This is a genomic window from Paenibacillus sp. 1011MAR3C5 (genome assembly GCF_003591485.1).
GTDB lineage: Bacteria > Bacillota > Bacilli > Paenibacillales > Paenibacillaceae > Pristimantibacillus.
The window spans coordinates 15,790-38,379 of the sequence record NZ_QZCF01000010.1; the positions used below are offsets into that span (position 1 = coordinate 15,790).

General features: G+C 49.2%; 28 protein-coding genes. 5 read left to right on the forward strand and 23 right to left on the reverse strand.

The features are described from left to right. Positions 1-9: 9 nt before the first annotated feature. The 19 genes from D3P07_RS23115 to D3P07_RS23210 form a co-directional block, all read right to left on the reverse strand. The gene (locus D3P07_RS23115; RefSeq protein ID WP_119802743.1) at positions 10-1,359 is read right to left on the reverse strand and encodes a glycosyltransferase family 2 protein; all 1,350 of its coding nucleotides are present in this window, start codon (positions 1,357-1,359) and stop codon (positions 10-12) included. Between the two features lie 756 nt (positions 1,360-2,115). After that, entirely contained in the window at positions 2,116-2,370 is a 255-nt protein-coding gene (locus D3P07_RS23120; RefSeq protein WP_119802745.1) for a phage holin family protein, read from the reverse strand. After that, the gene (locus tag D3P07_RS23125; RefSeq protein WP_119802747.1) at positions 2,363-3,178 is read right to left on the reverse strand and encodes an N-acetylmuramoyl-L-alanine amidase; all 816 of its coding nucleotides are present in this window, start codon (positions 3,176-3,178) and stop codon (positions 2,363-2,365) included. The genes D3P07_RS23120 and D3P07_RS23125 overlap by 8 nt, the downstream gene beginning before the upstream one ends. Positions 3,179-3,202: 24 nt before the next feature. Beyond that, positions 3,203-3,457 carry a hemolysin XhlA family protein gene (locus D3P07_RS23130; protein WP_119802749.1) on the reverse strand — a complete coding sequence of 85 codons (255 nt, stop codon included), beginning with the start codon at positions 3,455-3,457 and terminating at the stop codon, positions 3,203-3,205. Positions 3,458-3,557: 100 nt separating this feature from the next. Further along, positions 3,558-4,709 (reverse strand): hypothetical protein, encoded by a 1,152-nt coding sequence (locus tag D3P07_RS23135; RefSeq protein ID WP_119802751.1) that lies wholly within the window; start codon positions 4,707-4,709, stop codon positions 3,558-3,560. Positions 4,710-4,712: 3 nt separating this feature from the next. Continuing rightward, on the reverse strand, positions 4,713-5,330 hold the full coding sequence (locus D3P07_RS23140) for a putative phage tail protein (RefSeq protein WP_119802753.1): 618 nt from the start codon (positions 5,328-5,330) through the stop codon (positions 4,713-4,715). Beyond that, complete coding sequence (locus D3P07_RS27695) at positions 5,330-6,781, reverse strand: tail fiber protein (RefSeq protein WP_259391658.1); 1,452 nt, start codon at positions 6,779-6,781, stop codon at positions 5,330-5,332. Before D3P07_RS27695 ends, D3P07_RS23140 begins: the two co-directional genes overlap by 1 nt. Positions 6,782-6,784: 3 nt before the next feature. Further along, entirely contained in the window at positions 6,785-7,813 is a 1,029-nt protein-coding gene (locus D3P07_RS23155) for a baseplate J/gp47 family protein (protein ID WP_259391671.1), read from the reverse strand. 9 nt (positions 7,814-7,822) lie between these two features. Beyond that, on the reverse strand, positions 7,823-8,218 hold the full coding sequence (locus tag D3P07_RS23160; protein ID WP_119802757.1) for a DUF2634 domain-containing protein: 396 nt from the start codon (positions 8,216-8,218) through the stop codon (positions 7,823-7,825). Continuing rightward, positions 8,215-8,475 (reverse strand): DUF2577 domain-containing protein, encoded by a 261-nt coding sequence (locus tag D3P07_RS23165; RefSeq protein ID WP_119802759.1) that lies wholly within the window; start codon positions 8,473-8,475, stop codon positions 8,215-8,217. The genes D3P07_RS23160 and D3P07_RS23165 overlap by 4 nt, the downstream gene beginning before the upstream one ends. Continuing rightward, positions 8,472-9,443 carry an XkdQ/YqbQ family protein gene (locus D3P07_RS23170; RefSeq protein WP_119802761.1) on the reverse strand — a complete coding sequence of 324 codons (972 nt, stop codon included), beginning with the start codon at positions 9,441-9,443 and terminating at the stop codon, positions 8,472-8,474. Before D3P07_RS23170 ends, D3P07_RS23165 begins: the two co-directional genes overlap by 4 nt. Beyond that, entirely contained in the window at positions 9,440-10,147 is a 708-nt protein-coding gene (locus D3P07_RS23175) for a LysM peptidoglycan-binding domain-containing protein (RefSeq protein ID WP_119802763.1), read from the reverse strand. The genes D3P07_RS23170 and D3P07_RS23175 overlap by 4 nt, the downstream gene beginning before the upstream one ends. Next, positions 10,144-12,225 (reverse strand): hypothetical protein, encoded by a 2,082-nt coding sequence (locus tag D3P07_RS23180; protein ID WP_119802765.1) that lies wholly within the window; start codon positions 12,223-12,225, stop codon positions 10,144-10,146. The genes D3P07_RS23175 and D3P07_RS23180 overlap by 4 nt, the downstream gene beginning before the upstream one ends. Before the next feature lie 242 nt (positions 12,226-12,467). Further along, on the reverse strand, positions 12,468-12,887 hold the full coding sequence (locus D3P07_RS23185; protein ID WP_119802767.1) for a phage tail assembly chaperone: 420 nt from the start codon (positions 12,885-12,887) through the stop codon (positions 12,468-12,470). Positions 12,888-12,920: 33 nt separating this feature from the next. After that, on the reverse strand, positions 12,921-13,385 hold the full coding sequence (locus D3P07_RS23190) for a phage tail tube protein (protein ID WP_119802769.1): 465 nt from the start codon (positions 13,383-13,385) through the stop codon (positions 12,921-12,923). Between the two features lies 1 nt (position 13,386). Beyond that, positions 13,387-14,706 carry a phage tail sheath family protein gene (locus D3P07_RS23195; protein ID WP_119802771.1) on the reverse strand — a complete coding sequence of 440 codons (1,320 nt, stop codon included), beginning with the start codon at positions 14,704-14,706 and terminating at the stop codon, positions 13,387-13,389. Between the two features lies 1 nt (position 14,707). Then, positions 14,708-14,890 carry a hypothetical protein gene (locus D3P07_RS23200; protein WP_119802773.1) on the reverse strand — a complete coding sequence of 61 codons (183 nt, stop codon included), beginning with the start codon at positions 14,888-14,890 and terminating at the stop codon, positions 14,708-14,710. Beyond that, a complete protein-coding gene (locus tag D3P07_RS23205; protein ID WP_119802775.1) occupies positions 14,887-15,324 on the reverse strand; it encodes a phage tail terminator family protein in 438 nt (145 codons plus the stop codon). Before D3P07_RS23205 ends, D3P07_RS23200 begins: the two co-directional genes overlap by 4 nt. Positions 15,325-15,603: 279 nt before the next feature. Next, complete coding sequence (locus tag D3P07_RS23210) at positions 15,604-16,101, reverse strand: hypothetical protein (RefSeq protein ID WP_119802777.1); 498 nt, start codon at positions 16,099-16,101, stop codon at positions 15,604-15,606. A 205-nt stretch (positions 16,102-16,306) separates the two neighbouring features. Here D3P07_RS23210 and D3P07_RS23215 point away from each other — a divergent pair, with 205 nt between their 5' ends. The 3 genes from D3P07_RS23215 to D3P07_RS23225 all read left to right on the forward strand — a co-directional run bounded on the left by D3P07_RS23215 (position 16,307) and on the right by D3P07_RS23225 (position 18,219). Next, positions 16,307-16,729: a helix-turn-helix domain-containing protein gene (locus D3P07_RS23215; protein ID WP_119802779.1), complete on the forward strand. Its 423-nt coding sequence runs from the start codon at positions 16,307-16,309 to the stop codon at positions 16,727-16,729. A 459-nt stretch (positions 16,730-17,188) separates the two neighbouring features. Beyond that, complete coding sequence (locus tag D3P07_RS23220) at positions 17,189-17,824, forward strand: ImmA/IrrE family metallo-endopeptidase (RefSeq protein ID WP_119802781.1); 636 nt, start codon at positions 17,189-17,191, stop codon at positions 17,822-17,824. After that, positions 17,821-18,219 (forward strand): hypothetical protein, encoded by a 399-nt coding sequence (locus D3P07_RS23225; protein ID WP_119802783.1) that lies wholly within the window; start codon positions 17,821-17,823, stop codon positions 18,217-18,219. Before D3P07_RS23220 ends, D3P07_RS23225 begins: the two co-directional genes overlap by 4 nt. A 26-nt stretch (positions 18,220-18,245) precedes the next feature. Here the strand turns inward: D3P07_RS23225 and D3P07_RS23230 are convergent, their stop codons facing one another. Genes D3P07_RS23230 through D3P07_RS23240 form a run of 3 tightly spaced genes read right to left on the reverse strand, consistent with a single transcriptional unit; the run spans position 18,246 to position 19,679 of the window. Further along, positions 18,246-18,560, reverse strand: coding sequence for a DMT family transporter (locus D3P07_RS23230; RefSeq protein WP_119802785.1), 315 nt, complete (start codon positions 18,558-18,560; stop codon positions 18,246-18,248). Next, the gene (locus D3P07_RS23235) at positions 18,560-18,910 is read right to left on the reverse strand and encodes a DMT family transporter (RefSeq protein WP_119802787.1); all 351 of its coding nucleotides are present in this window, start codon (positions 18,908-18,910) and stop codon (positions 18,560-18,562) included. Before D3P07_RS23235 ends, D3P07_RS23230 begins: the two co-directional genes overlap by 1 nt. Beyond that, on the reverse strand, positions 18,891-19,679 hold the full coding sequence (locus D3P07_RS23240; protein WP_119802789.1) for a MerR family transcriptional regulator: 789 nt from the start codon (positions 19,677-19,679) through the stop codon (positions 18,891-18,893). Before D3P07_RS23240 ends, D3P07_RS23235 begins: the two co-directional genes overlap by 20 nt. 145 nt (positions 19,680-19,824) lie before the next feature. Between D3P07_RS23240 and D3P07_RS23245 the strand changes: the two genes are divergently transcribed. After that, positions 19,825-21,372 carry an FAD-dependent oxidoreductase gene (locus tag D3P07_RS23245; RefSeq protein ID WP_119802791.1) on the forward strand — a complete coding sequence of 516 codons (1,548 nt, stop codon included), beginning with the start codon at positions 19,825-19,827 and terminating at the stop codon, positions 21,370-21,372. Positions 21,373-21,502: 130 nt separating this feature from the next. On the opposite strand, the gene D3P07_RS23250 is transcribed toward D3P07_RS23245, so the two are convergent. Further along, positions 21,503-21,853 carry a hypothetical protein gene (locus D3P07_RS23250; protein ID WP_119802793.1) on the reverse strand — a complete coding sequence of 117 codons (351 nt, stop codon included), beginning with the start codon at positions 21,851-21,853 and terminating at the stop codon, positions 21,503-21,505. A gap of 295 nt (positions 21,854-22,148) precedes the next feature. Here D3P07_RS23250 and D3P07_RS23255 point away from each other — a divergent pair, with 295 nt between their 5' ends. Continuing rightward, positions 22,149-22,523 carry a hypothetical protein gene (locus D3P07_RS23255; protein WP_119802795.1) on the forward strand — a complete coding sequence of 125 codons (375 nt, stop codon included), beginning with the start codon at positions 22,149-22,151 and terminating at the stop codon, positions 22,521-22,523. The last annotated feature ends 67 nt before the right edge of the window (positions 22,524-22,590 follow it).

Genomic DNA, 22,590 nt, shown 5'->3' on the forward strand with positions numbered 1-22,590 from the left:
CGGTATCTGTTATCTGGCGCTTGCCGACGTATTGCGTCCTATTGATGCGACGCCCTTGCGCTCGACAAAGCCCCAGCCGTTGTCGTTATCGAAATATTTGAATGTGCCGATTACATTGATGTACATGAGCACCAGTCTGTAGGAGATGAGATCGTACTGACTGAACGCCAGCATTTTGACATACTCCCATAGTGTGAAGTGGCCGCCGTACTTCCTGCAGAGAAGAAAAGAAATACCGAGCTGTACGGCGTTAATGAAAATGGTAATGATGAGCAGCAGGAAAGCGATGAGCATATTGCTGCCGGAGAACGCCGCATCGATCAAATGAAACACTGTCGTAAATACCGTCAGCGTTCCCAGAATAAAACCGTCGATGGCAAAAAAGACGCTGATGCCCGGCTTAAAGCTGCGAGAGAGCTTCGACCAATAAATGAGAATACAGTCTACGAACGCCTTTTGCCAGCGGATACGCTGCTTGTAGAAGTTCTTCATATCTTCCGGGCATTCGGTGAAGCAAACCGCTTCAGGCGCATAGACGAGCCTCTGTTTCAGCTTATTCGCTTTGATATATTCGTGAATTTTGAGCGTGATGTCGATATCCTCGCCGACTGTGCTGCGGAAGCCGTTCACCTCATACATCAGCTCCTTGTAGAACGCGCCGAATGCACCGGAAATTACGACAATGGAGTTGAAATAGGATTGAGTCAGCTTCCGTACGTAGAAACTATGGATGTAGCTGATCATTTGGCTGCGCACGATGCCCTTGCCTGTAAAGCTCTCGTGGATTTCGCCGTCCTTGCGCTTCGCTCCTTGCACGATCTTGACCGTGCCGCCCAGCGCGACAATGGATGGATCGTGGAAGTATTGATTCACATACTTAAGCGAATTGGCCTCCAGCATGCTGTCGGCATCCAGCGTAATGACAATCTCGCCATCCGCATAGTCGATTCCCGCGTTCAGGGAATCCGCCTTGCCGCCATTCAGCTTATCAATCACGTAAATATGCGGGTAGAGTTCAGACTGGTAAAAGCCCCTGACCCGCTTATACTTTAGCCGATGATTCGGCTTGCGGTAATTGATGCGCAAATCTAACAGCTCCTGCAGCCGCTCGAATGTGCGGTCCTTGGAGCCGTCGTTCACGATAATGATCTCGTGATTGCGATAATTCAGGCCGTCCATTGCGTCCAGGCAATTCTGAATCGTCCTCTCTTCGTTGTAAGCCGGCACAAGGACAGACAGAGATTTTTCGTCCAATGCGGGATCGAGCTTCTTCACCTTGCTATACAGGAGAGGGATCACCGTGTACAGCACTTGAAACAAAAGAAAGCTAGCCGTCGTCAGATAAAGCACATAATACATGGACATTCACTCCTTCCTGGTTACGGGACTTTATGTCATTAGGAAGGTTAGACTGGGCAATTGCCAGCTCGAGCCAAGTTCAGCCTATATCAAGAAGTGTTTTCCCTTGTAACCAATAATTGTTTTTGTTTGTTCTAATACCCTATCCCAACGGAATTCATCTGTAAAATCGGATTTAAAAGTAAGAAAACGATAACAATAGTCCTTTTTTATACAAATGCTCGTTGTTTTATCCTTTTTCGCTCCCTGTATTAATCATTGGTGAACATTTTTGTCAAAAAGAGGCGTTAGCTATCATAACGTTAGGTGTGATTTTTACTCATAAAAAAGAGCCCTCTGAGGGAAAAAGGACGGTACGCCGTTAACCGCTTGCTCGGTTCTTGTGGAAAGAACCTGTATGCGGCAGCCTATCCGGCCTTCTCCTTGGAGGGCTTTTGGTTGTGTGGATTTGTGGGACTGACTCGGGGTAAAAGTTTTTTTATGGTACGATACGAACTAATTCGTCTGCTTGTGAATCGGTATATCTTATAAAACGGGATGCTCCCGATTCCCGGAGAGCTTAAGAAACCTATTGCGAATGTCGACAACGAGAAGCCTATATCAACTGTTCTTCATTCATCCGCCTCTGTTGGCACTACAGGCCGATTAACAGTAACATCAATAAGATCCAGATATAAATCATAGTCGATTTGAAATTCAAGGGTGAAAGCGAGCGAATTGAACTTTGGGTGTACCCCTTGCGGCTACTGACCTCCCTTACTTATCGGTCGTTTGCTTGACCAATTGATGGGTTAATACCGTAGCTCCTGTTACCAGGACACCTTGAATGATTCCTTGAACGGGAGAACCTACGATGACAATACCTCCAGTCATGCCGATGGCAAGAAGCGCCCACGGAATCGTCCAATTAGGAACCCTGGGCGTATTCTTAAGAAGCAGCCCCATAATAAAAAGCACCGGCATCAAGACCAGTGCTTCTTCGGTTACATATTGGATAAACTCGTTAATCATATGCGATACCTCCTTTCTCCAGCAGGCCCAGCCGATCCAGCAGCACTGCAGCCTGTGCCCGTGTCAACGGCTCCTCCGGTGCAAAACGCCCAGGCGTTACGCCATTCAGCAGTCCAGCCAGGCTTGCTTTGCGAATCGACGCCTCCGCCCAGTGTCCTTGAATATCGGTAAAACCTTCTGTCTGTGACGGTTCCGCAGGTAGACTCGGACCAGTCTTGACTGGAGCGGTCTTGGGCGGACTGTACGGATGGCCGGCAAATCGGCAATACCCTTCCACAACAGCTTCAGCATACTTCTTCCAATGCTGTCTCAGCCTGTCCGCATCGGTTGAATTCGTGCAAAAACCATATTCGACGATGACCGTTGCTACATCTCCGGTCAATCGGTGCATAAAGTAATAGTCCCCGCCCGATTCATTAGACCGGGAGAACGCCCTGCGGGATGGCTGGCCTGCATCTTTAAGGGCATTAAGCAATGTATTGGCCAGTTTCCCATCCGAATAGACGCTATAGATCGTCTCCGCACCGGCAGCGGCGCTCGATGGCGCCGCATTGATGTGGTTGCTGATGCAATATTTGGCCCCGCTGTTCTTGACCAGCTCAGTCCGAACCGAGGACGCTAATGTGATGTCCGAATTGCGGGTCAGCGCCACTTTAATTCCAAGCTCCTTGAAGCGCTGGAACTGATACAGCGAGATATCCAGATTCATCGCCTTCTCGACAATTCCGTTCCCGCTCGCCCCCGGGTCGCTCCCCCCGTGACCGGGGTCGATGATGAGTTCGGGTTTAAGAACTCCTATGGGTTTCATGTGGTTTCTCCTTCCTTAAGCGTACTACAAGCCCCGAAAAAAGAAGGAAACGACTGCTGCTACAATACCGCCAATCACCGTTCTCCATAGCCATTTTTGGTTATCTTGTACGTCATTAATAATATGGTGCGCCGCCTTTACGCTCTGCAGCGCTTCTGCAGCGTTCTTGGCTGCGACCATGGCCGTTTCTTTCGTCTCCGTCATCACATCGATCTTCGTCTCGACACGTACAATCCGCTCACGAATCTCCGATAACATTTCACCTGCATTATTTGGCATAGCTCTCCCTCCATTAATGAAACCTTGTTTAAAATCTCTTATCAGTAAACTTTGGTTTCACAATTATCAATTAAATACACCATTTCAGAGGATAAAGCTATTATTCTAACGCTACATACTTCATACTAGTGACTCCGTTAAGAGAAACAACGGGCATTCTAAACCCATTTTGCGCATGACAAATATAGTTTCCATCCCACTGAATGTAATAAATTTGTGGAGAGGAAATAGCGACTACCGGTGCAATTGATACACCACCAATAACGTTATCTCTATTAAAAAATGTATAATTACCATTTCCTATAGAAGGATTTCTGCCCCATATATATATATATCTTGGATTAAACGGCAATTCAGTCTCGACATAATTTAATGGAACTCTACTTGAATCACCTTTATAAAAACTCAATGTCGTTGAACTAATTGAAAGTGTTCCGGATGCTATTTGTAAACCACCCCCTTCACCCTGTAATATAAAAGCCGTACCGTTATATCTAAGAGTGTATATTCCATTAGCTATTAGTCTACCGGACGTTAGACTCGCCCCACTTGAATCGAGAATTGACTTGGCTCCTAGGTTATTGACATTTAAAGTAGCAGCCCCTGTGTTAGTGACATGCGTTTTAATAGCAACGGAAACCCCATCCGTATAAGCAGTCATCGCAGGTGTTAATGTTATGGCATATACCGTCCCCGAACCAGCAGTTATCCCATAGCCCGGTTGACGGATATAGTCGGCCAAATGAGCATTATATGTGGCCAGTGATGCTTGCTGGATGTTATCAACACTTCCTAATCCAACATCGCCTTTCGTCAAAACTACTGCGCCTGTCTTACCTGCTACGCTCGTTACTTTATTCACTTGAGCTCCTGCCGCAATACCGTCGAGCTTGCTCTTATCCGCTGCTGACATAAGTCCTGCGGCAGACCCGGTAGCGGAAGATGTACTAGCCTTCGCATTCCAAACAGTTTTCTCTGCATCCGTTACAAATCGGTTGCTTGCGTCTTGTGTGATCATAGAAGCCGGATGCGAGGCGGGATGAACATAGTTGTTCGCCCCCGCTGCAATACCAGTAAGCTTAGACTTCTCGGCTGGTGTATAATCCTCCGTAGATAATCCCTTTCCTGTGACTTTATCGACCTTCCCTGTAATCGCGGTATCGAGAATATCTGCATTTCCGTTAAAGTCATCAATGTTGACGTTGTCTGTTCCTTCCGGCTTCTTCAATTTCAAATTCGGTGTTAATTGCATCGATCACTCACCTCCGTAGGTTCTTAATTGATTCCAGGTTCGCGTGCCCGCTTGCTGCCAATTCAAGCCAGACACCATATCCCAAGTTGTAAATGTGTATACAAATGATACTGAAAGATGTGCAGGCTTAATCGCCTCCAGCGTCTGTACGAAACCTGCCATATTGGCCGGTACGCCAAGCACGCCGATAAACTGTATGATAAAACGTTTTTCTGAAGGGTACTCCTTTACGTCGACTTCACCGCCGGAAAAGGCAGAGGCGATATCGATCAGCTTTTGCTTTGTCAGCGTGCCATGCCCGCGCAGCTTGGCGATGATAATCTCACGGCGCCACTCCGGCGTCATTGAAATGTCTGCTGACAAACCCAGTTCCTTCTCCCAGTCGTCAAGCCCCCATGTTGTTGTCGATACAAACCACTGTCTCATTGCATCAGTATTGTTCGCCCAAGCTTGTCCAACTTCTTCCGATAGTGTAGCTTGGAGCTCCTCCATGTCGCGGATTTGGCGCCAGTAATGAGGCAAATACTCGATAAGCTGCACCTTCTTGTTATCTGGCTGTTCAGCAGCGTTCAATGAACTGCCATAGGGTCGAAGCCCTAGCTGTGATTCTCCATATACCATTAGGCATCACCCCGCAATTGGCTCCATGTGACACCTTTAGAGAGCTTGCTAGCCGCCAAATCATAGGCGATCTTAACTGCGCTGGCTGTAGCAGCAGTTGTAGTACTGGTGCTGTTAACAGCGGCGGATAACTGTACGATTCCAGGCGCGCTGACAGAAGCCGCCGGCAACCGCGCCGCGGCAAGTATGCCTGCTGATATATCCGCTGCGCTATGCTGGTGTGCTGCAGACGGGAATGTGGATGGTTTCCCCGTCACCCCAGCCCAAGGAACCGTGTCTGCTGCATCGGCTGCATTCACTTTTCCGTCGTCATTACTATCGTACACGGACCTTAGCATATCTCCATTGCCGGTACCACTCAGTTTTACGGCAATAGCTTGTGCCGTCCTCTCAGGTGTCATATACACGTTGGCAGCTGCTCCAGCTTCAGCCTGCGCTTGCGAGGCAATGCCATAATTCTCAACACTTCCGAGGCCGACATCAGCCTTCGTCAGCGTGACAGCTCCTGTCTTACCGGCTACACTCGATACGCTATTCACTTGGGCGCCAGCAGCAATGCCGTCAAGCTTGGTTTTGTCCGCAGCGGACAAGAGTCCAGCCGTCGAAGCTGTCGCCACGGTTGAGCTCGCCTTGGCATTCCATGTACTCTTCTCCGCATCGGATACGAACCGGCTATTCGCATCTTGTGCAATGATGGATGGGGGATGCGTCGATGGATGCGCATAGTTATTGGCGCCCGCCGCAATTCCCGCCAGCTTGCTCTTCTCCGCTGTTGTGTAATCTTCCGAAGAGAGCCCTTTGCCAGATTCTTTATCCACCTTGCCAGCCAACTGTGTTGTTACCGTCGCGGCAAAGTTTGGATCATTGTTCAAAGCATCCGCCAGCTCTTGCAGCGTATCGAGCGCTTCCGGAGCCGCTCCAATCACATGCTGAATGCGCTGGTCCGTCTCGCTTTTCGTGTAAGTCGACGCCTTGTCTGCTTTGGCCAGCAGATGCGTATCCACATACGTTTTATCTGCCTTGGAGATCTCCCCTGCGCTCAACCGGCTGTTCAAATTGCTCGTCAGCGCATCATTCGCAAGCTTGTAGCGCTCCACTTCGGTCTGAGTTGCCGTAATAGCCGCTTGTACTGAATTGATATCGTCAGCTTCTACTTGATCTCCTTGCGTCTGATACGTAATATAAACCCTCTCTGAATCAGAGAAGATCCTCAGCATCCTTTTCCACGGAGTCTCCGCTGGAATGGATACCACAAAGTCGGTAATCGCCGTTCCCGTCAACAACGGGCCTGAATAAGCTCTAATCGTGCTATTCGCAATATTGTCATGCGCCAGCGGACCTTCATATTTGCCATCTGCCAGTACAATGACTTCTTCAATGGTGTAAAAGCTGCCATCTGGCTTCTTATTCAGCTTTTCATTGTAATGATTAATTTCCTCAGGATAAGCCATAGCCTACACCTCCAATTGTACGCTTGTCAGATCAGGAAGCTCTTCCGAAGCCAGCTCGACGTTCGCTGCCGCTCCGTTCAGCGTCAAATTGGAATAATCGATTACGCCTGGCGTACGAAGCAAAATGGTTCCGATCTGAGCAATGCTTACATAATCGGAATCGATCGTCACGCTTCTCAGATAAGCTTGAACGGACGACGTAAGCATCTCTGTCACTTCCTGCAAAACATAGCCCTCTGCCAGCTTCACTTTGGCTCTAAGCACAATTGATTTGGCAGCAGCTGATACGACGGTAATCGCAGCGCCAATCGGCCTTACCGAATCAATATAGGCCTTCGTTGTATTGACCAGTACCGGCGCCGCTGGCTTCATCTGGCTATCGAAAATAACGACCTTCACCGATCCCGGCCCATTCCATAGCGGATACACTCTCGCGCCGCCAACACCTGGAACCTCCTGTGCCCAGCTTCGATAATCGGCTGCATTGCCGCCGCTTGACGGGTTGCGCACCCGGTGCAAATATCTCGCCCGCAGCGAGTCATCGGATTCAATATCCTCGCCATGCACGATAACCTCCGACAGCTCAGCCTTCACCAAGCCGGTAATGAAATCAAGCGGCAGCAATGGGCCATAATACAGATTCCCTGCCACTCCAGGCGTCTCGCATTCCAGTCTGAATACGCCGGCCGACAAGCGCTCTCGAGCTACGTAGCTAATTCCTTCTGCTCCGAATCGGCTGCCAACCGGAATATCTAACGGAGTCTGACTTTCACCGTAAAACAGCCCTTTGCGTTGAGCTGATGTCGCCGGCTGCCTGTTTACGCCAAAATCGGCTGTACGAAGCTCCAGATATACACCGCTAGACGTCACGCCAAAACCTAGCCGCTGCTGCAGCTCCATCTCCGCATAAAGCTGCGCCAGCTCAGCCGCAGCCGGGGCCAGCGCGTCGTAAATAACGCTACCTTCCCGCTTGTCGATGCTGCCCGGGACGCGATCCAGCATACGCTCTAAAATCACTTCCATTGTTTGCACATTGTCCAACTAACTCACCTCCATCGCGGCATCAAACGTTCCATATTGGGAGACTACAATAAACGAAAGCACCATCCGGTCGCCTTCCATGCTGGCGCTAATCCCCTCAACCGCTTCAATGCGGTCATCCTGCGTCAGCGCTTCTTCAAGCATTCTTCTTGCCTCAGCTGCCGCTATCGAGGGATGTCTGCCGAATAAGCTTTTCAGTTCATGTCCGTAATCTGTACTATATATCAGATGCCTGAATCGGTCGGTTTGTAGGATTTTGTAGACGGCTTGCCGCAAGGCATCTATACCATCTGTCATACCTGTCACCCGACCGCGATCCACGTCCAGCTTCCATGTGCGGGAGGGCTGTTCACCCACCTCGATCGCCTGGCTTAACACACCTCCTTGAGGAATCATGCGCTCACCGTCCGATCAAGCACCACATAACGCTGTCCGCCTTGCATACGAAGCAGGAGGACGCGATCCCCTTGCTCCAATCCGCGCAGCGCCAGGCTTTCCGTCAGGATTAAAAAACCCGCCGGCAGCGTGAATCGTTGATCGACTCGCACGCTCAGCGGGTGAACGGATACAATTTCCCCGTACAGGATATTGACGGGGTTGCTTGCTTCCACGGCACCTGCTCCGGCTTTTTTGATCAGCTCTAACATACTCATGAAATCACCTTCACATCCAGCGCCATCGTATGGGCGACGCTATCGAATTTATGCGTGCACTCATCCACAAGAAAGGGCTGGTTCACGCCGTATTCCTTAATCCATACCCGCACATAACAGCCTGCACGTACGCGCATGTCGCCGATCGCATTCAGCTTAAGCGTCTTGCTCTCCCTGTTGTGCAAGGTGGCCAACTGATCAAGGAGCTCCTCAATTTGCGTCTGATTTTTATTCTCATCGACAGATTGGTAGAGCTGAAGCGTCCCCCATTTGGCAATATTATTGCTGTCCTGCTTCACATGAAGCTCCCGATTTCCCGTCTTCTTATTGTCCTGATAGAGAACAATACGATTATATGTGTCTTGATCTATCGATGTGGACAAGCTGTAATCCGTCAACAGACTGCCCTCGCCAAGATAGAAATCAACTAGCATATCTTCAATATTCCGAAGCGTCAGCGAGCCAAAGTCATCATAAAGAACAAAGTTTTGCCCTTTATGAATGAGTGTAAGCGTTAATGCCTTGTCGCATATATCTAGCAGCTTCTGTCCATCCTCTACCATCTCGGGAATGACATAAGGCGTCTCCGCCAATTGTCCGACTTTCAGCTTCAGCTTGTTGGCTACCTCTCGAATAATTTCAGAAGCCCTTTTATTTTCAAAAACGAACGTGTCCGAGGATAGCAAATAGCGGATTTGGTCATACGCCTTCACCTTAACTGCTTCTGAGCTGCCTCCCTCAATACTGAAGACATAGCCGTAAAAGACCGGCTTTCCGTCCTTGGTCACATGAACGATATCGCCGTTCTGAATCTGAAAGGCCTGCAGTTCATAAAGCCCGCCTTTGATTAACGAAAAATCAAGGCTGCCCGCTTTGCCGATCCGGCTCGTCTTCCAGCTGAGGTCTCCGACGATGTCGGAAATATCCCATACATTGCCGTTCTTATTGTCAATCAGCACTCGGATCATGGCAGCTTCAGCACCCTTCCAACCTGCAGTCTCTTCGTCTCGGCGTCGCTAATGTTATTCAGCTTCTGAATCTCGCCCCAACGATTGCCGTCTCCAAGTTTCGACTTCGCTACTTTCCAAAGCGTATCTCCCGCCATCAGCGTGTAGGTCTTCGGCTTGGCTCGATCGTCCGGGCGCTGCTCTCCTTTCGGCACCACCGTATTATTCTGTACAACAACTTTTTTCGCTGCGTAGAATCGGTAGTGCTTCAGCTTAAGGGAATATTCAATATCGCCAATGCCACCAGCTACTTCCTTCCACTGGAAGGACTCAATCGTGGCAGGTGTGTTAATGACAACATCAGAAGCTGTTGGCCCGCCTTGAAAAATAAAACGGATGGGGCGTTTGCTCTCCATCCATCTGGAAATTTTGCGGACTTGCTCCATTGGCGGCACGACTTTAACAACTGGAGCAAGACTCTTCGTTTCCTCATTGTCATCGTCATCGTGAGAAGGCAGCATAAACGGATATAACTTCGCTGGGAAGAAGCTGCTGAACGCATATTCGGATAGCTTACGCGCCTTTATGACATTAATTTCGCCCAAGCCTACAACGTCGTACGTGCTGCCATTACCTCCATCTGAGATTTCGATAGAAGCAGGCAGCACCTGAATATCAAGAACCTCTTTACCATTGTTAAAGCTTAGTTCCATCCGATAGCTCATCGATATACCCCCTCAGCCGATACGGAAATCTCCTCTTGCAAAACCGTTGTAATCGCTTGAACCATGGAGCTAACGTCCATGCCGTTCTTGATATCACCGGTCTGCACGTTAACAGACGGCTGCAGCGTAACGAAGTTTTGGATATTCTTCATCTCCGCAAGCTCCCGCATCGTCTTCAGATCCTCGCTACTGATGTCGACGGTATCGTTGATTTTGCCGACCTCGTCCAGACGGCCGCCTCCAACTGACACTGCAGCGTTTTGTTGGAATTGAGTGCTTGGATCTTCATATGGAGTCACAGCCTTCTCTTCCGCGGCTATTTCTTGTTCTGCACGCTGAGCTGCACGTTCGGCAAGGAAGTTGTTTTCCTCCTCAATTCGCTGCTGCTTATTGAATTCTGCGCGGGCTATTGCTTTTTGCTTTTCATCTGGCGCCTTATCTACCAAATCCTGGACAAAACTCTCCATATCCGCCTTGAATGAAATCTGATAGCTTGTACCGAATACGGAGTTGACAACATCCAGAAACCCATTGATTTCATCAATGATGCCGTTCACTACACCATCAATTATTTTGCCAATGGTCTTGGCAAACATTAAGAATGGCTCGGATAAAGCATCTACGAGCGTCCAAAAGAAAATAACAAGCTGATCCCAGAAGTTCAGGATTTTATTCCATACTTTCAACATAAACAACGCTACAGTATCATTCGTTTTCCACAAGTTGATCAGCATCATAACCAAACCTGCAACTAGTGAAATGATGAGGAAGATCACATTGGCCTTCATCGCTGTGTTCAAGCCGTTCCAAGCTTTCCCCACGCCTTCTGTAATAGTCTTATGGATACCCATTGCAATATTCGTTAGTGCAGTATATACCTGGCTCAGTTGTTGAAGAGTGTTATAAACACTCACCGCTTTGTTCACACCTTCATAGATCGGTCCAACAGTCGACCAATTATCCGCCATAAAGCCTGCTACTGCAGCATTCTCTGTCATTAAAGAAGTAAGACTTTCTTTTAGAAGAGCAACAGATTCTGTTATTTTAGGAATTTGGCTTTCAACCGCTGGCGTAGCTTCTGCCGCAGCAGCTTCGGCTGCTTCGGCTGCCGGAGCCGGCAAAGCAAGCGTATTGCTTGGAGAATGCTCTATGATATTTGCCGCAGCCATAGCATTGGTAGTTTGCAAATCGCTAGTGGCCTTTTTCGCCAGTACAATGCTGTTTTCCGGTTTTTCGTAAGGTACCGGCAATAGATTGGAAGACCCGCCGTATGGAAGAGCTTCTATTACTTCAGAGCCACGCCCTGAAGAAACCTGGGCAATTGAAGAGACAATACTCGAAATCTTGGTCAGTATGCCGCTTAGGGAATCATTAGCTTTGCTGAGACCGCTTTGGATCGTTTTATGCATGGAATCCAACCACTCACCTAATTTAGTGGCAATTGATGTATTCAGAACTGCAAGTCCAGACAGTTTCGTGGACATTTCTTCGAAAACGACAGCCTGACTGCTCAGCATAGCTTCTATTTGCTTACTCGAGGACATCTCGGTTTCTTGCTTCTTCTTTTCTTCTGTCTTTTTCTTTTCAGTCTCTGTAATAGTATTGATATCCGGTATATTAGAGCCGATCATTTCAATAAACTCCCCAAATTTGGGGATAACTTCTTTTTTGATTTTCTCCTCCAGTTTGGCTCGTTCCGACTCTAAGGATACCGCTTTAGCTTCCTGTGCAGGAGGCTCCGAGGGAACTACACTCGGAAGCTGTATTGCTGTGGAAATTCCCGCCGTAACCATCGGTTGGGAAACGCTTATCATTCGCTTGCCAGCTGCTTCAATCGCCTCCGCCAATGCCGTTATGCCTTTAGCCGCCTCGTCTAACGGCGTAACCATTGCCGTAACCGCTCGTTCCATCGCTCCCAAGCTGCTTTGCATGCGTTCTGCTGCCTTGCGTTCGGCTATTACCATCGAACGCTGCATGTTATCCACGGCCAAAGCAGCGAGGTTCATAGAACCCATCATGCCCCGAACGACGCCTAGCATGTGCTTTTGTCCTCTCGCCAAAGCTTTTGTCGTACTCATCGATTCACCACCTTTCTGGTACGATCAAGGGACTGCTCTCTAAATTAAGAGAATCAGTCCCCCGTATATAAATAATCACTTTTTCCTCGCACTCTGCTTCCGCTCCGCTGCGATGCGTTCCTGGATGCAGGCAATCATGAAGGCCTTCTCCTCACGGGTCTGGCTCATGTATTCGCGAGGCGTCATGTGGAATTTCATGAGGGCGTAGTACGCATAGTTAGCATCGCTGTCGCCCTCGCGGATTAGTTTTTTGCTTCGTCTACAAGCTCCTCGAAGTTCATATTGTAGCCGGAGATTCGCTGAATCTCCTTCGACAATTCTTCGATTTCACCGGCCAGCAGCACCTTTTGCAAGTAACCGTCCGAATCAAAGCAGCCCAGCTTTTGAATGCTTGCAGCGTCTTTGAAATTAGGAACAACCGTATGGTTAATCACAATCGCTTTCGAAATCGCGCCAGAATCGATCTCGACCTTGCGATCCTTGCTTTTCGGATTGATTTTCATCGCGCGTTTCTGATACGATGCCATATCGTCTGCGCTCATCGCACGGATCGTAAACTTCATCAGCTTGCCGTCTTTGCCCTTGAACCGGTCGGAGATCACAACCTCCTCCGTCAAATTATCCACGGGGTGACTGTTCAGAAAATCTTGCAATGTACTCATAAAATAATGGCCTCCTCAATAATTTAGGTAATCTTAGGACTGAAGCGAGTTGAACTTATCCGGAATGTCGAAGTCCTCGAATGTGAACGGAAGCTCTTCTTCCAGGGAATCCTCCGCCGTAGCGTCGAACTTCATGAGTAGAATGCTGTCCAGGTTGCAGCGGCGAAGCACAATCGTTTGCTTGCCCGCTCTAGAAGCCGGGTCCTCGTTGACGATGGTAAGGTCGAAGTAGAAATCCTTGCCCGACTTCACGTATTCCTTCGTCAGCTCACGGAATTTGGACGTGACATAATAAAGCGTCAAAGTACCAGTGCCTGTCCAGCCTACGGTCTTCTTACCCACAGTTGTTTTGCCGAGCATAGGCACGTCAGCCTTAGTCTTTTCAATCGTCGCTTCACCCGTCTTGGCATAAAACAGTTCCTCAAGCACACCGTCAATGCTGACTGTCGCTTTCGCCTGCTTGCCGCTAATCGTGTCTTGTACGTTCATGTATGACATATTATTTTACCTCCACGGAAATATAGATTTTTTCAACTGCGTCTACCGGTTGAATATAGAGTCCCACAAGAACGCCATCCGACTGGCCTTCAATAGGCGCTACGGTAATATCCGCATCGGAGTCCAGGTTTTGAATCGCACCGATGTTTTGCAGGTTCGTCATGTAGTTGACGATTTCATTCTTCAGCAGCGTACGGCCGTCGGCATTGTTCGCCACTTTACCGATATAGTAGGAGCTGAACACGCGGGAAATATCGTTATTGATCGCATCCAGCACGCGAATGACCCGATTTTTGCTGAAGTAGCGGCCTTTATCCGGCGTGAACGCCGTGAACGTATTGATATCCTGTTCGACGAATGCGCGCGCGCCATCCTGTGAGAACAGAAATTCTCCGGTTTGCAAAGCTGCAACGATTTGAGTGTGCGTAAACCGTGGAGAAGCGTCTACCGCACCGTCATACCCCGCATAAGTGAGCGACTCGTTCGCTCCTGCTGCAGCGGAAGCGCCTGCGACCCATGCTGTCGCTTGGGCAGCATTAACCGTTCTGCCGTCTGCTAGAACAACGCCGTTCTTCACGCTGATAATGCCTTCGTAGTTGGCTGCCGGGTAGTTTTCTACCGCCAGCACAACCTTGCGGCCTTCGTTGTCGCGCAGATTGTTGATGAAGGATACAAATAGAGCCTTCAATTCCGCATCCGTCGAAGGAAGCGCCATAGCATGGAATTGCTGCGTCTCGATGGCATCAAGGTAATCGATATAACTTTGGTTAACGGCGTTGTCGTTCGAGCCGCCAGTCAGCGGGATACCCGCGCTTTCTGTTAAGCCGCCGGAAGCATTCCATTCCACCCATGCGTTGGCCTTCAATCCGGCAATATGAGCTACCGTCTGTCGATCCTTCTCCACGCCTGCAACGAGCGTACTTACATCGAACAATGCTGGGCTATCTGCATTAGCCTCAACAACTACCGTAATGTCGTTGCCTCTCTCGCCGCCATAGCGAGCTGTCGCAATGAGTTCTCCCAGGGTTGCCGATGCCTTCACGCCTTCGTTCACCCGGTAGAGCAGCAATGTTTTGGCGCGCTTCAGCGCCTCGCGTACCAGCAGCAGTTCCGGTGCCGACACCGGGTAGCCCAGTTTCTCTGTTGTGTTTTCGCCTGCCTCGATCGTGACGATACGCCCCGCTTCACCCCAAGAAAGCGTCACAGGCATCGTCACGATGCCGCGCTCGCCAACCGCCCCAAGCGGCTGTGGTGCGCTATTGAAATTTACATATACACCTGGTCTTACTTTATTTGTTGCTGTCCAATTTCCTCCGGTCATTCTACTCCACTCTCCTATTCGTAAATGTTTGCGCCAGCTGCTTTACCTGTTGGATCGAAAAAGTTGATCCGACTTCAAGCAATGCGTCCAGCAAATTTTTTTCCCGTGCGGACCAGCATCTGGCTCGCAGCAATTGATCTTTCGTGAACGTTCGCTCCACGCTCTCTCCGGATTCGCCGTTCATTTTATCATCACCGCCTTCTGTTCGATAACGCCCATTCTTGGCGCTTGCGGCTCCACTCGCTTCACTCGCATGACCATTTGCATGGCAAAATGAAGCTTTCCTTCCCGTACCTCATGCTTCAGATCTGACATGCGGTATCTCGTACCTTCAATCTCCACTTGCCCAAGCAATTCATACAAGTCCTCCGCCAAATCATGCAGCTCTGCAATAGCGACTTCTGTGCCGGCTGGGACTGGATAAGTGATCCCGAATGTATGCGTTCGGCTGCTGTAACCGCCTAGCATCGCCGTCTGAGACATCGTTTTTAGCTCAAGAAGCATGGATTTCGGATTTACCGTTCCCTGCGAAGATTCGCCTACGACGATTAGATGAGGAAAATGATTAGCCAACAGACGGATCATATCTTCTCTGACGCTATTTGCCGTAACGGTCATGGTGCGCAAGCCCTCCTTTCTGTCGATGCATAACAACTGTTCTCGCTGAGCTTTATCCATACTGCCTTTACTAGATAGCTAGGATATTACATAAAACAGGAACGTCTGTTCGCTTTTTTAACAACTAAAGCTTATCATAGGAACAGCCCCGAGTGCTCCCCAATCTACCCTCAACTTTCCTTCATACGAGCGGTGCAATATGAAAATAAAAAAATCGATATCCGGTAGATATCGATCCCTGCTGCAACAGCTATTGAAGAAGCAAGCTTACGCATTGCCTCAATCGCTTTCACTATTTATATCCCAAGTCAGCAGCCCCCACATCTTCAGTGTGTGCGCTACGGACAACATTCCATCGTTCATTCGCCGGTCTACGGTGGAGCTCTTGTCGCCCCGCTTCATATAATAGAGTGTTTCTGAATACGTATATCCTTTCAAATACCGCAGCGTAATTGCTTGCCGAGCCTCCTCATCGGGAATCATTGAGACGGCTCTTTCAATCGCACTCCGTATAAGATCGCATTCCTCGGCAGCCCGCTTTTGGTTCTGGGCTAGCTGCACCGCGTTGACTGTCTTGTTCGCGTAGAGGTCATCACCATCCAACCTGCGCGTAATCTCGCTTTCATAGATCGTTTGCTTGAGAAGCTCTGAATGAGCCTTATAATCTTCCACTATCAACTTAAGCTCTCTATATTTCCTCAGCATGCGCTGCGCCTGCTTTTTCTCCTCCGCCGTAGGCTTTGTCAAATAAGCTAGTGCTGCTTGTCCGCTAATCATGATATCAACCTCCGTTGTACAAGATACTTGTACTAATAACCCTTATTTTATGTACAAGATTCTTGTATGTCAAGTTTGAAAACCATTGAATTTGTAATCCTCTTTAAAAAATTGAAGATATATAGTACAATATACTTGTACCTGAATTTATTAGAGTTTAGCTAGTCCAGTTTTGCTTCTGCAAAACATTTAAGGAGAGATAATCGTGTTTAGAGCCGATCGGTTAACGGAACGCAGAAAGCATCATAAGCTCACGCAAGAGCAGCTTGCGCACAAGGTTAACCTGACAAAGGCCGCGATTAGCAACTACGAGCAAGGGCGCAGCGCACCACCGCATGAGACGTTAGCAGCTTTAGTAGACGCGCTCCACACGAACGCTGACTATTTGCTGGATCTTTCCGATAATCCCGATCCAAAGGCACTTCAACAAGCTGAAAATTCGTCTACATCAAAAGGCTTGGCACCCGGAAAAAGCGCTCAGCCTGAATCTGGCGTGTATATTGCATACTTAGGCGGTCCACCTGAAGAAATGGACGAGGAAGAAGCGGAGCATTTGAAGCGCGAGCTGGAGATGTTCCGGGCTTTCAAAGAAAAACGCCGCCGGGACCGGGAATCCTTAATCGAGTAAATGATTAATTAGATAAACCAACAAATGAAATATGTGTGAATTATAACTTTTTTTCCTGATGCACAGGTGCTCTAAGCCGAATTTCTCGGCTTACAGACCAGCTTTCCCTGCCACGCAGGCGCTCTAAGCCGAATTTCTCGGCTTACAGACAGCTTTCCCTGCCACGCAGACGCTCTAAGCCGAATTTCTCGGCTTACAGACAGCTTTCCCTGCCACCGCAGGTGCTCTAAGCCGAATTTCTCGGCTTACAGACAGCTTTCCCTGCCACGCAGGTGCTCTAAGCCGAATTTCTCGGCTTACAGACAGCTTTCCCTGCCACGCAGGCGCTCTAAGCCGAGTTTCTCGGCTTGCACGAGTTTCCTACCCAGCGACTCAATAGAGGCAGCTGTCAATAAACCCCAAGGGGTTTTATTTTTCGGTAAATAAGCGAACATACATTCTTATACGAGGAGGAGCGGCATGGAGATTCTGAACTTTGAACTCTATCGACCTACAGCTATGGAGCTGTGGATTCAAGCCAAATTCGAGGAAGGAGGCATTCGGACTCCCGAGGATTTGGAGGATTTGGATCATATCGCTTCCCTCTTTGACGCATTCATCGCTTATACGGAGGGTGAGACCAAGGTTATTTATGATGAAGACGGGGACTGTCTAATATTCTTGAATATACATATGGATCGTTATGAGCAGCGCCTCGCTTTTTTTCATGAGCTGTGCCATCCAGCGCTGCATGCCGGCAATCAGAGAGAGCTTCCTCCCTCCTTTGTAAGCCTGCAAGAGACACAAGCCGGGTTATTCCAGCAGTACAGCGCTATGCCCCTTCATATGCTCAGAGATGTAATGGCTATTCAAAATCAGCCGCCTTCTTGTTACCGTCAAATTGCCGAGGCATTCGGCGTGCCTGCTGAGTTTGCGGAAGCGCGGCTAGAGCGAATTACCCGGCGGATGAACCAAGAGCGACGGGATCGCAATCTGCGCGCCAGATTGGCTACTTTACCCGCCTTCAAGCACGGCTACTCGGAGGCGACAACCAAGCTGCTCGTGCAATTGCAGCGGCAAACCTATGAAAAGAAAGGAGCGACCAGCCAGCGATGAGACAAGCGGTCTTCTACGAACAGGATGGCGATACAGGCCAACCCTTGCCTATGTGGTTGATGATTGAAAAAACGGAGTGCCTCGACTGGAACAGTACGTTATATGTGCAGCTAGACGCACCGTTCGAACAATTTCTGTTTGATGATTGCGACATCGACAGCATGGCCTTGTCAGTCCCTGATCATGTCTATGTCCGCAATCTTGATGATCCATCTGTATTCGGCATCCATCTTCCCGCGCTTAGGGCTTACGTCCAGCGCATTGCTGCGCTGGCCGAGCATCCTTTCTCGCTCCACGATCTGTCACGGCTGATGCTTCGCATCTCCGACATTGAGGACACCTTGCAAGTTGAGGTGCGCGACCGGGTGCAATGGGACCGATCGGATCGTAGATAACCATTCTTTTGCCGCATACGTATCCATTAACTAACGAGCTTCAACCCAACGACAGAAAAAATAATGCCAAGAATGCAGCCGGTTCGGAGCCAGCTCTTCGGTTCTTTGAAAAAAATCATGCCGACGACTGCCGCTCCGACCGTGCCGATTCCCGTCCATACCGCGTAAGCCGTCGCCAGTGGAATTGTCCCCATAGCTTGAATCAATAGCTGAAAGCTGATGATAAATCCGCCGATCAGAATAAGATTGTTCGTCCAATTATTGTTCTGAGCGACGCGCTTAATGCCGATTACACCGGCGATTTCGAATAATCCTGCGGCAATAAGCATAAGCCAGTCCATTAGCGCTCACTTCCTTTCGCCGTTAGCTTCAGACCGATCATGCAGGCTAGCAGCAGCAAAATAAATACGATTCGCAGCGGATTTATGGCCTCGCCCGATAATATCATCTCCATAACAGTTGTGCCGAGCGTCCCCATTCCTGCGAATACTGCATATACCGTACCGACCGGGAGCACTTTGGCAGCCCGAATAATGAGGTCGAAACTAGTCAACAACGCGATAAGCACGACCAATGAGGGTATGGCTTCATACTTAAAGCCGCTTGCCCATACGATTTCGAGCATGCCGCCAATGACGACATAAGTCCATGCTTTGCCTTCACTAATCGGTTTATTGATCTTTTCCGTCATTTGAAGCCGCTCCTTCCCCATGCAGCAAATACCAGTCGACAATGTGATCGATATGGTCCATCACACCGGCATCGAGAGCATACACCTTCGAGTCCATTCCCTCTTCCGGGCGAATCAATGTCCAATATTTCTGCAGCAGAATCTCATCCTGCTCGAACCATTCCATAGTCAATTCAACGATCTCCGCTGCAAGCTGTTGTGTAGCAACCGATGATGGCGGCTCGTCCATATGCAACTTGACGGTGCGTATGAGCTGCGCCCATTTCATCGCGCGCGGGTCTTTTGAGCTAAGATCCGGCAGGTTTTTAATAATCGCAATCTCTCTTTCGGTAAAATGCTGCGCCAAAAAACGATCCCTGATTTCAGATGGCGACTGTATCGCGCGGATAAACAAGAAGATATCCTCCGGATCAAACTCCCCTTTGATCACAAGAGCATGCTTAGCGGTTTGCAGCAGCTTTGCCATATGATCAAGCCTCGCCCGCTCCCGCTCGATCGCCTCCAATTCCACATCCAGATAGGACATCCAGCGCTGCTCTTGATCTGCTGAATCTTTGCCCTGGGACAAAAGTTCCTTGATCGAAGCTAGCGTGAAGCCAAGCTCCTTGAGTGCCGTTATATGTTGGAGCAGACGAATCTCCTCATTGGAATAATAACGGTTGCCCGATTCCGCCACCTTGGCCGGCTTGAGCAAACCCAGTTCATCGTAATAGCGCAGCGTCCGAATGGAGATGCCGGTTCTTTGGGACAATTGACCGATGGAATACATACGCTTCGCCTCCTTCTGACCTCATTATAAACTCTCCAGTATACGTAAGAGTCAACTCTTCTTTTTTCCACAGAAAGATGACCGAATAGAATGCCGGATTTAGGGAAGGAATGAAGGAAGCACTTACTTCAGGAAGGGGATTATGATGGCCAAATTGCCACCGCTGCCAACTTACCCGGAATCCTACTGGCTCCAATCACTCAAGGGACTTCCCGCCTACACCAAGCTACAGCATGATACAGAAGCCGATGTGTGTGTAATTGGAGGGGGCATCTCCGGTATTACAACCGCTTATTTGCTTGCCAAAGCTGGACTCAGCGTCGTATTGCTCGAAGCCGGCAAGCTGCTTCATGGAACAACCGGCCATACGACAGCGAAAATAACCGCACAGCACGATCTAATCTACGATGAGCTTATTAAGCAGGAAGGCAAGGAGAAGGCTTCGCTTTATTTTCAGGCAAATCAGGATGCGCTCCGCTTTATTGAACGCACAGTCAATCAGCATGCGATCGACTGTGGTTTTTTGAAACAAGATGCTTATGTTTTCACCAACTCGGATGACTACGTCCGCAAGCTGGAGATCGAGATGGCCGCATACGATGCACTCGGCATTCCCGGTGCTTATCTGGAGCAAATTCCGCTAACGAATCTTCCTTCGAAGGCTGCTGTGAAGATGAACGATCAAGCCCAGTACCATCCGCTTCGTTACCTTGAGGCTCTAGTTCGCGAAATTACGGAAGCTGGCGGACATCTGTACGAAGGCACAACGGCCATTGATATTGAAAAAGGGCAGCTGCCCACTGTACGAACGGCTGACGGACATGCTGTTACATGCAGACATGTGGCGATTTGCTCGCATTTCCCGTTTTACGACGGATACGGATTTTTCTTCGCCCGCATGCATGCGGAGCGCTCCTATGCGCTTGGCGTAAAATCCACTCTGGATTATCCAGGCGGCATGTATATCAGTGCAGAAGACCCGAAGCGCTCAATTCGAAGCGCAACCGCAGAGGACGGCTCGCCTCTCCTCATCATCGGCGGGCAGAAGCATAAGACCGGCCAGGGCATATGCACCATTAATCACTATGAAGCCTTGCAGGAGTATGCTTCCCGTCAATTCAAGACGGAGGAGATTCTCTATCGCTGGTCGGCACAAGACCTCGTTACAGGCGATAAACTTCCGTATATCGGAACGATAACCGATGCGGATACCAAGTCTAATATCTATATCGCCACCGGCTACAAAAAATGGGGGATGACCACCGGAACGGCTGCCGCGATGATCATCAGCGATCTCATTCAAGAGAAGGAAAATCGGTACGCAGAGCTATTCTCGCCATCCCGATCACTTTCCGTGAAGACACTCAAAAACCTGGTCGTCGACAACTTTGATGTCGCCAGACACCTCATCGGCGGCAAGCTGGAGATGGTTCACCGTAAGCCTGAGGATCTGGAGCCTGATGAAGGGGCAGCCATCACCTTGCACGGGCGAAGAGCAGGCGCTTACCGGGATAAGGAAGGAAAGCTGTTCATCGTAGACACGACATGCACCCATATGGGCTGCGAAGTGGAATGGAATGACGGAGAACGCACGTGGGACTGCCCCTGCCACGGCTCCAGATTTTCGATTACAGGCGAAGTTATGGAAGGCCCTGCTGAGAGGCCTCTTCCCCTCCTCTCGGAACAGCATTAGTGCAAGCAAAGAACCCCCAGATCGTCATGATCCTGGGGGTTCACTTGGTCGTCAGTCCCATATGTAGGCTGGAACTTGCTGCGATGCGTATTTCTTAGACTGCTAAATCATAGTCAACTTAAGGCTATACCTATTGACGATAGTAGCTGGAGCTGCCGTAATTCGAGTATGGCTGTTGTTGAGTGCTTGCTGCATAGCTGCCAGTTGTTGCTGTCGAGTGGGAAATTTGGTTGCACAGGCTTGTAATATGCTGCATTTGTTGAACGGCTGTCTGATGTCCTTGCAGGGCTGTTTGAATTGTTTGTGCCGCTTGCTGCTCGCGCTGTGCAATCTGTTGAAGGAGTTGCGCGTTCTCCTGCTCTTGTTTCAATAATTGTTGATACTGAGCGGATGCTTGCTGTGTTTGTTGAATCAATTGCTGCACGATGCCTTCAATTTGATTCAGCTGACTGGATGCGTTGCCGGATTGGAAGTTATTCATGTGTTGCCTCCTCGAAAGTTTATGGTTGTAACCCAACTTATTATCTTTCAAAGGAATTAAAATCATACAGAAACTTCAACGTATGCAAGACTCGTGATGCTCACTCCAACTAATCACCTTAGTACCTTGCAGAATTAAAGCCATTTTTCACTCAAGTGTAGCTCTTGAGTTCTTTACCCGATCTCATGCAGGCCTTATCCTGGGACTGCGTATACTTCATAATGGAGCCGAGCAATATATAAGCTATTGCCGGGCTTGTTCCGGAAAACCATTTACTTTTTAAGGAGTCTACGCGATGGCAGAGAAAAATATTCTGGCTTACTTCCGCAGTCCCAAACAAGCTGAAAAAGCGCTTCATCGAATAAAAAGCCTTAAGCTCGTCGACAGCTCGATAGACAGGTTCGATGGGTATACCGGTGACGGTGTTGACCATATCATGAATCCACTAACCAGCAACTTCGACAGCTTGGCCAGCCTCACGTTAGGTGGCGATTTTCCAGACCCCGACGCTGGGGTTTTAGCATCTACAAGCGTAAGCGCTAGCGGAATGAGCTCTGGTGGCGAAGACAACGAAACGTCAGGACGCAATATCCTACTAACAATAGTCATCGAAGATGACGACTTCGATAAAGCTATGGCTATCGTGCAGGAGGAAGGCGCACTCGTATAGCCCAATTGACACTACCGCCCCATTCCTCGACGGCAGCCTTGACTGCTGTTGTGGAATGGGGCGGTTG

Excerpts from the sequence above, each read along its gene's own strand:
- D3P07_RS23115 (WP_119802743.1), bottom strand. The coding sequence starts at position 1,359 with ATGTATTATGTGCTTTATCTGACGACGGCTAGCTTTCTTTTGTTTCAA.
- D3P07_RS23120 (WP_119802745.1), bottom strand. The coding sequence starts at position 2,370 with ATGATTAACGAGTTTATCCAATATGTAACCGAAGAAGCACTGGTCTTG.
- D3P07_RS23125 (WP_119802747.1), bottom strand. The coding sequence starts at position 3,178 with ATGAAACCCATAGGAGTTCTTAAACCCGAACTCATCATCGACCCCGGT.
- D3P07_RS23130 (WP_119802749.1), bottom strand. The coding sequence starts at position 3,457 with ATGCCAAATAATGCAGGTGAAATGTTATCGGAGATTCGTGAGCGGATT.
- D3P07_RS23135 (WP_119802751.1), bottom strand. The coding sequence starts at position 4,709 with ATGCAATTAACACCGAATTTGAAATTGAAGAAGCCGGAAGGAACAGAC.
- D3P07_RS23140 (WP_119802753.1), bottom strand. The coding sequence starts at position 5,330 with ATGGTATATGGAGAATCACAGCTAGGGCTTCGACCCTATGGCAGTTCA.
- D3P07_RS27695 (WP_259391658.1), bottom strand. The coding sequence starts at position 6,781 with ATGGCTTATCCTGAGGAAATTAATCATTACAATGAAAAGCTGAATAAG.
- D3P07_RS23160 (WP_119802757.1), bottom strand. The coding sequence starts at position 8,218 with ATGATTCCTCAAGGAGGTGTGTTAAGCCAGGCGATCGAGGTGGGTGAA.
- D3P07_RS23165 (WP_119802759.1), bottom strand. The coding sequence starts at position 8,475 with ATGAGTATGTTAGAGCTGATCAAAAAAGCCGGAGCAGGTGCCGTGGAA.
- D3P07_RS23170 (WP_119802761.1), bottom strand. The coding sequence starts at position 9,443 with ATGATCCGAGTGCTGATTGACAATAAGAACGGCAATGTATGGGATATT.
- D3P07_RS23175 (WP_119802763.1), bottom strand. The coding sequence starts at position 10,147 with ATGAGCTATCGGATGGAACTAAGCTTTAACAATGGTAAAGAGGTTCTT.
- D3P07_RS23180 (WP_119802765.1), bottom strand. The coding sequence starts at position 12,225 with ATGAGTACGACAAAAGCTTTGGCGAGAGGACAAAAGCACATGCTAGGC.
- D3P07_RS23185 (WP_119802767.1), bottom strand. The coding sequence starts at position 12,887 with ATGAGTACATTGCAAGATTTTCTGAACAGTCACCCCGTGGATAATTTG.
- D3P07_RS23190 (WP_119802769.1), bottom strand. The coding sequence starts at position 13,385 with ATGTCATACATGAACGTACAAGACACGATTAGCGGCAAGCAGGCGAAA.
- D3P07_RS23195 (WP_119802771.1), bottom strand. The coding sequence starts at position 14,706 with ATGACCGGAGGAAATTGGACAGCAACAAATAAAGTAAGACCAGGTGTA.
- D3P07_RS23200 (WP_119802773.1), bottom strand. The coding sequence starts at position 14,890 with ATGAACGGCGAATCCGGAGAGAGCGTGGAGCGAACGTTCACGAAAGAT.
- D3P07_RS23205 (WP_119802775.1), bottom strand. The coding sequence starts at position 15,324 with ATGACCGTTACGGCAAATAGCGTCAGAGAAGATATGATCCGTCTGTTG.
- D3P07_RS23210 (WP_119802777.1), bottom strand. The coding sequence starts at position 16,101 with ATGATTAGCGGACAAGCAGCACTAGCTTATTTGACAAAGCCTACGGCG.
- D3P07_RS23220 (WP_119802781.1), top strand. The coding sequence starts at position 17,189 with ATGGAGATTCTGAACTTTGAACTCTATCGACCTACAGCTATGGAGCTG.
- D3P07_RS23225 (WP_119802783.1), top strand. The coding sequence starts at position 17,821 with ATGAGACAAGCGGTCTTCTACGAACAGGATGGCGATACAGGCCAACCC.
- D3P07_RS23230 (WP_119802785.1), bottom strand. The coding sequence starts at position 18,560 with ATGGACTGGCTTATGCTTATTGCCGCAGGATTATTCGAAATCGCCGGT.
- D3P07_RS23235 (WP_119802787.1), bottom strand. The coding sequence starts at position 18,910 with ATGACGGAAAAGATCAATAAACCGATTAGTGAAGGCAAAGCATGGACT.
- D3P07_RS23240 (WP_119802789.1), bottom strand. The coding sequence starts at position 19,679 with ATGTATTCCATCGGTCAATTGTCCCAAAGAACCGGCATCTCCATTCGG.
- D3P07_RS23245 (WP_119802791.1), top strand. The coding sequence starts at position 19,825 with ATGGCCAAATTGCCACCGCTGCCAACTTACCCGGAATCCTACTGGCTC.
- D3P07_RS23250 (WP_119802793.1), bottom strand. The coding sequence starts at position 21,853 with ATGAATAACTTCCAATCCGGCAACGCATCCAGTCAGCTGAATCAAATT.
- D3P07_RS23255 (WP_119802795.1), top strand. The coding sequence starts at position 22,149 with ATGGCAGAGAAAAATATTCTGGCTTACTTCCGCAGTCCCAAACAAGCT.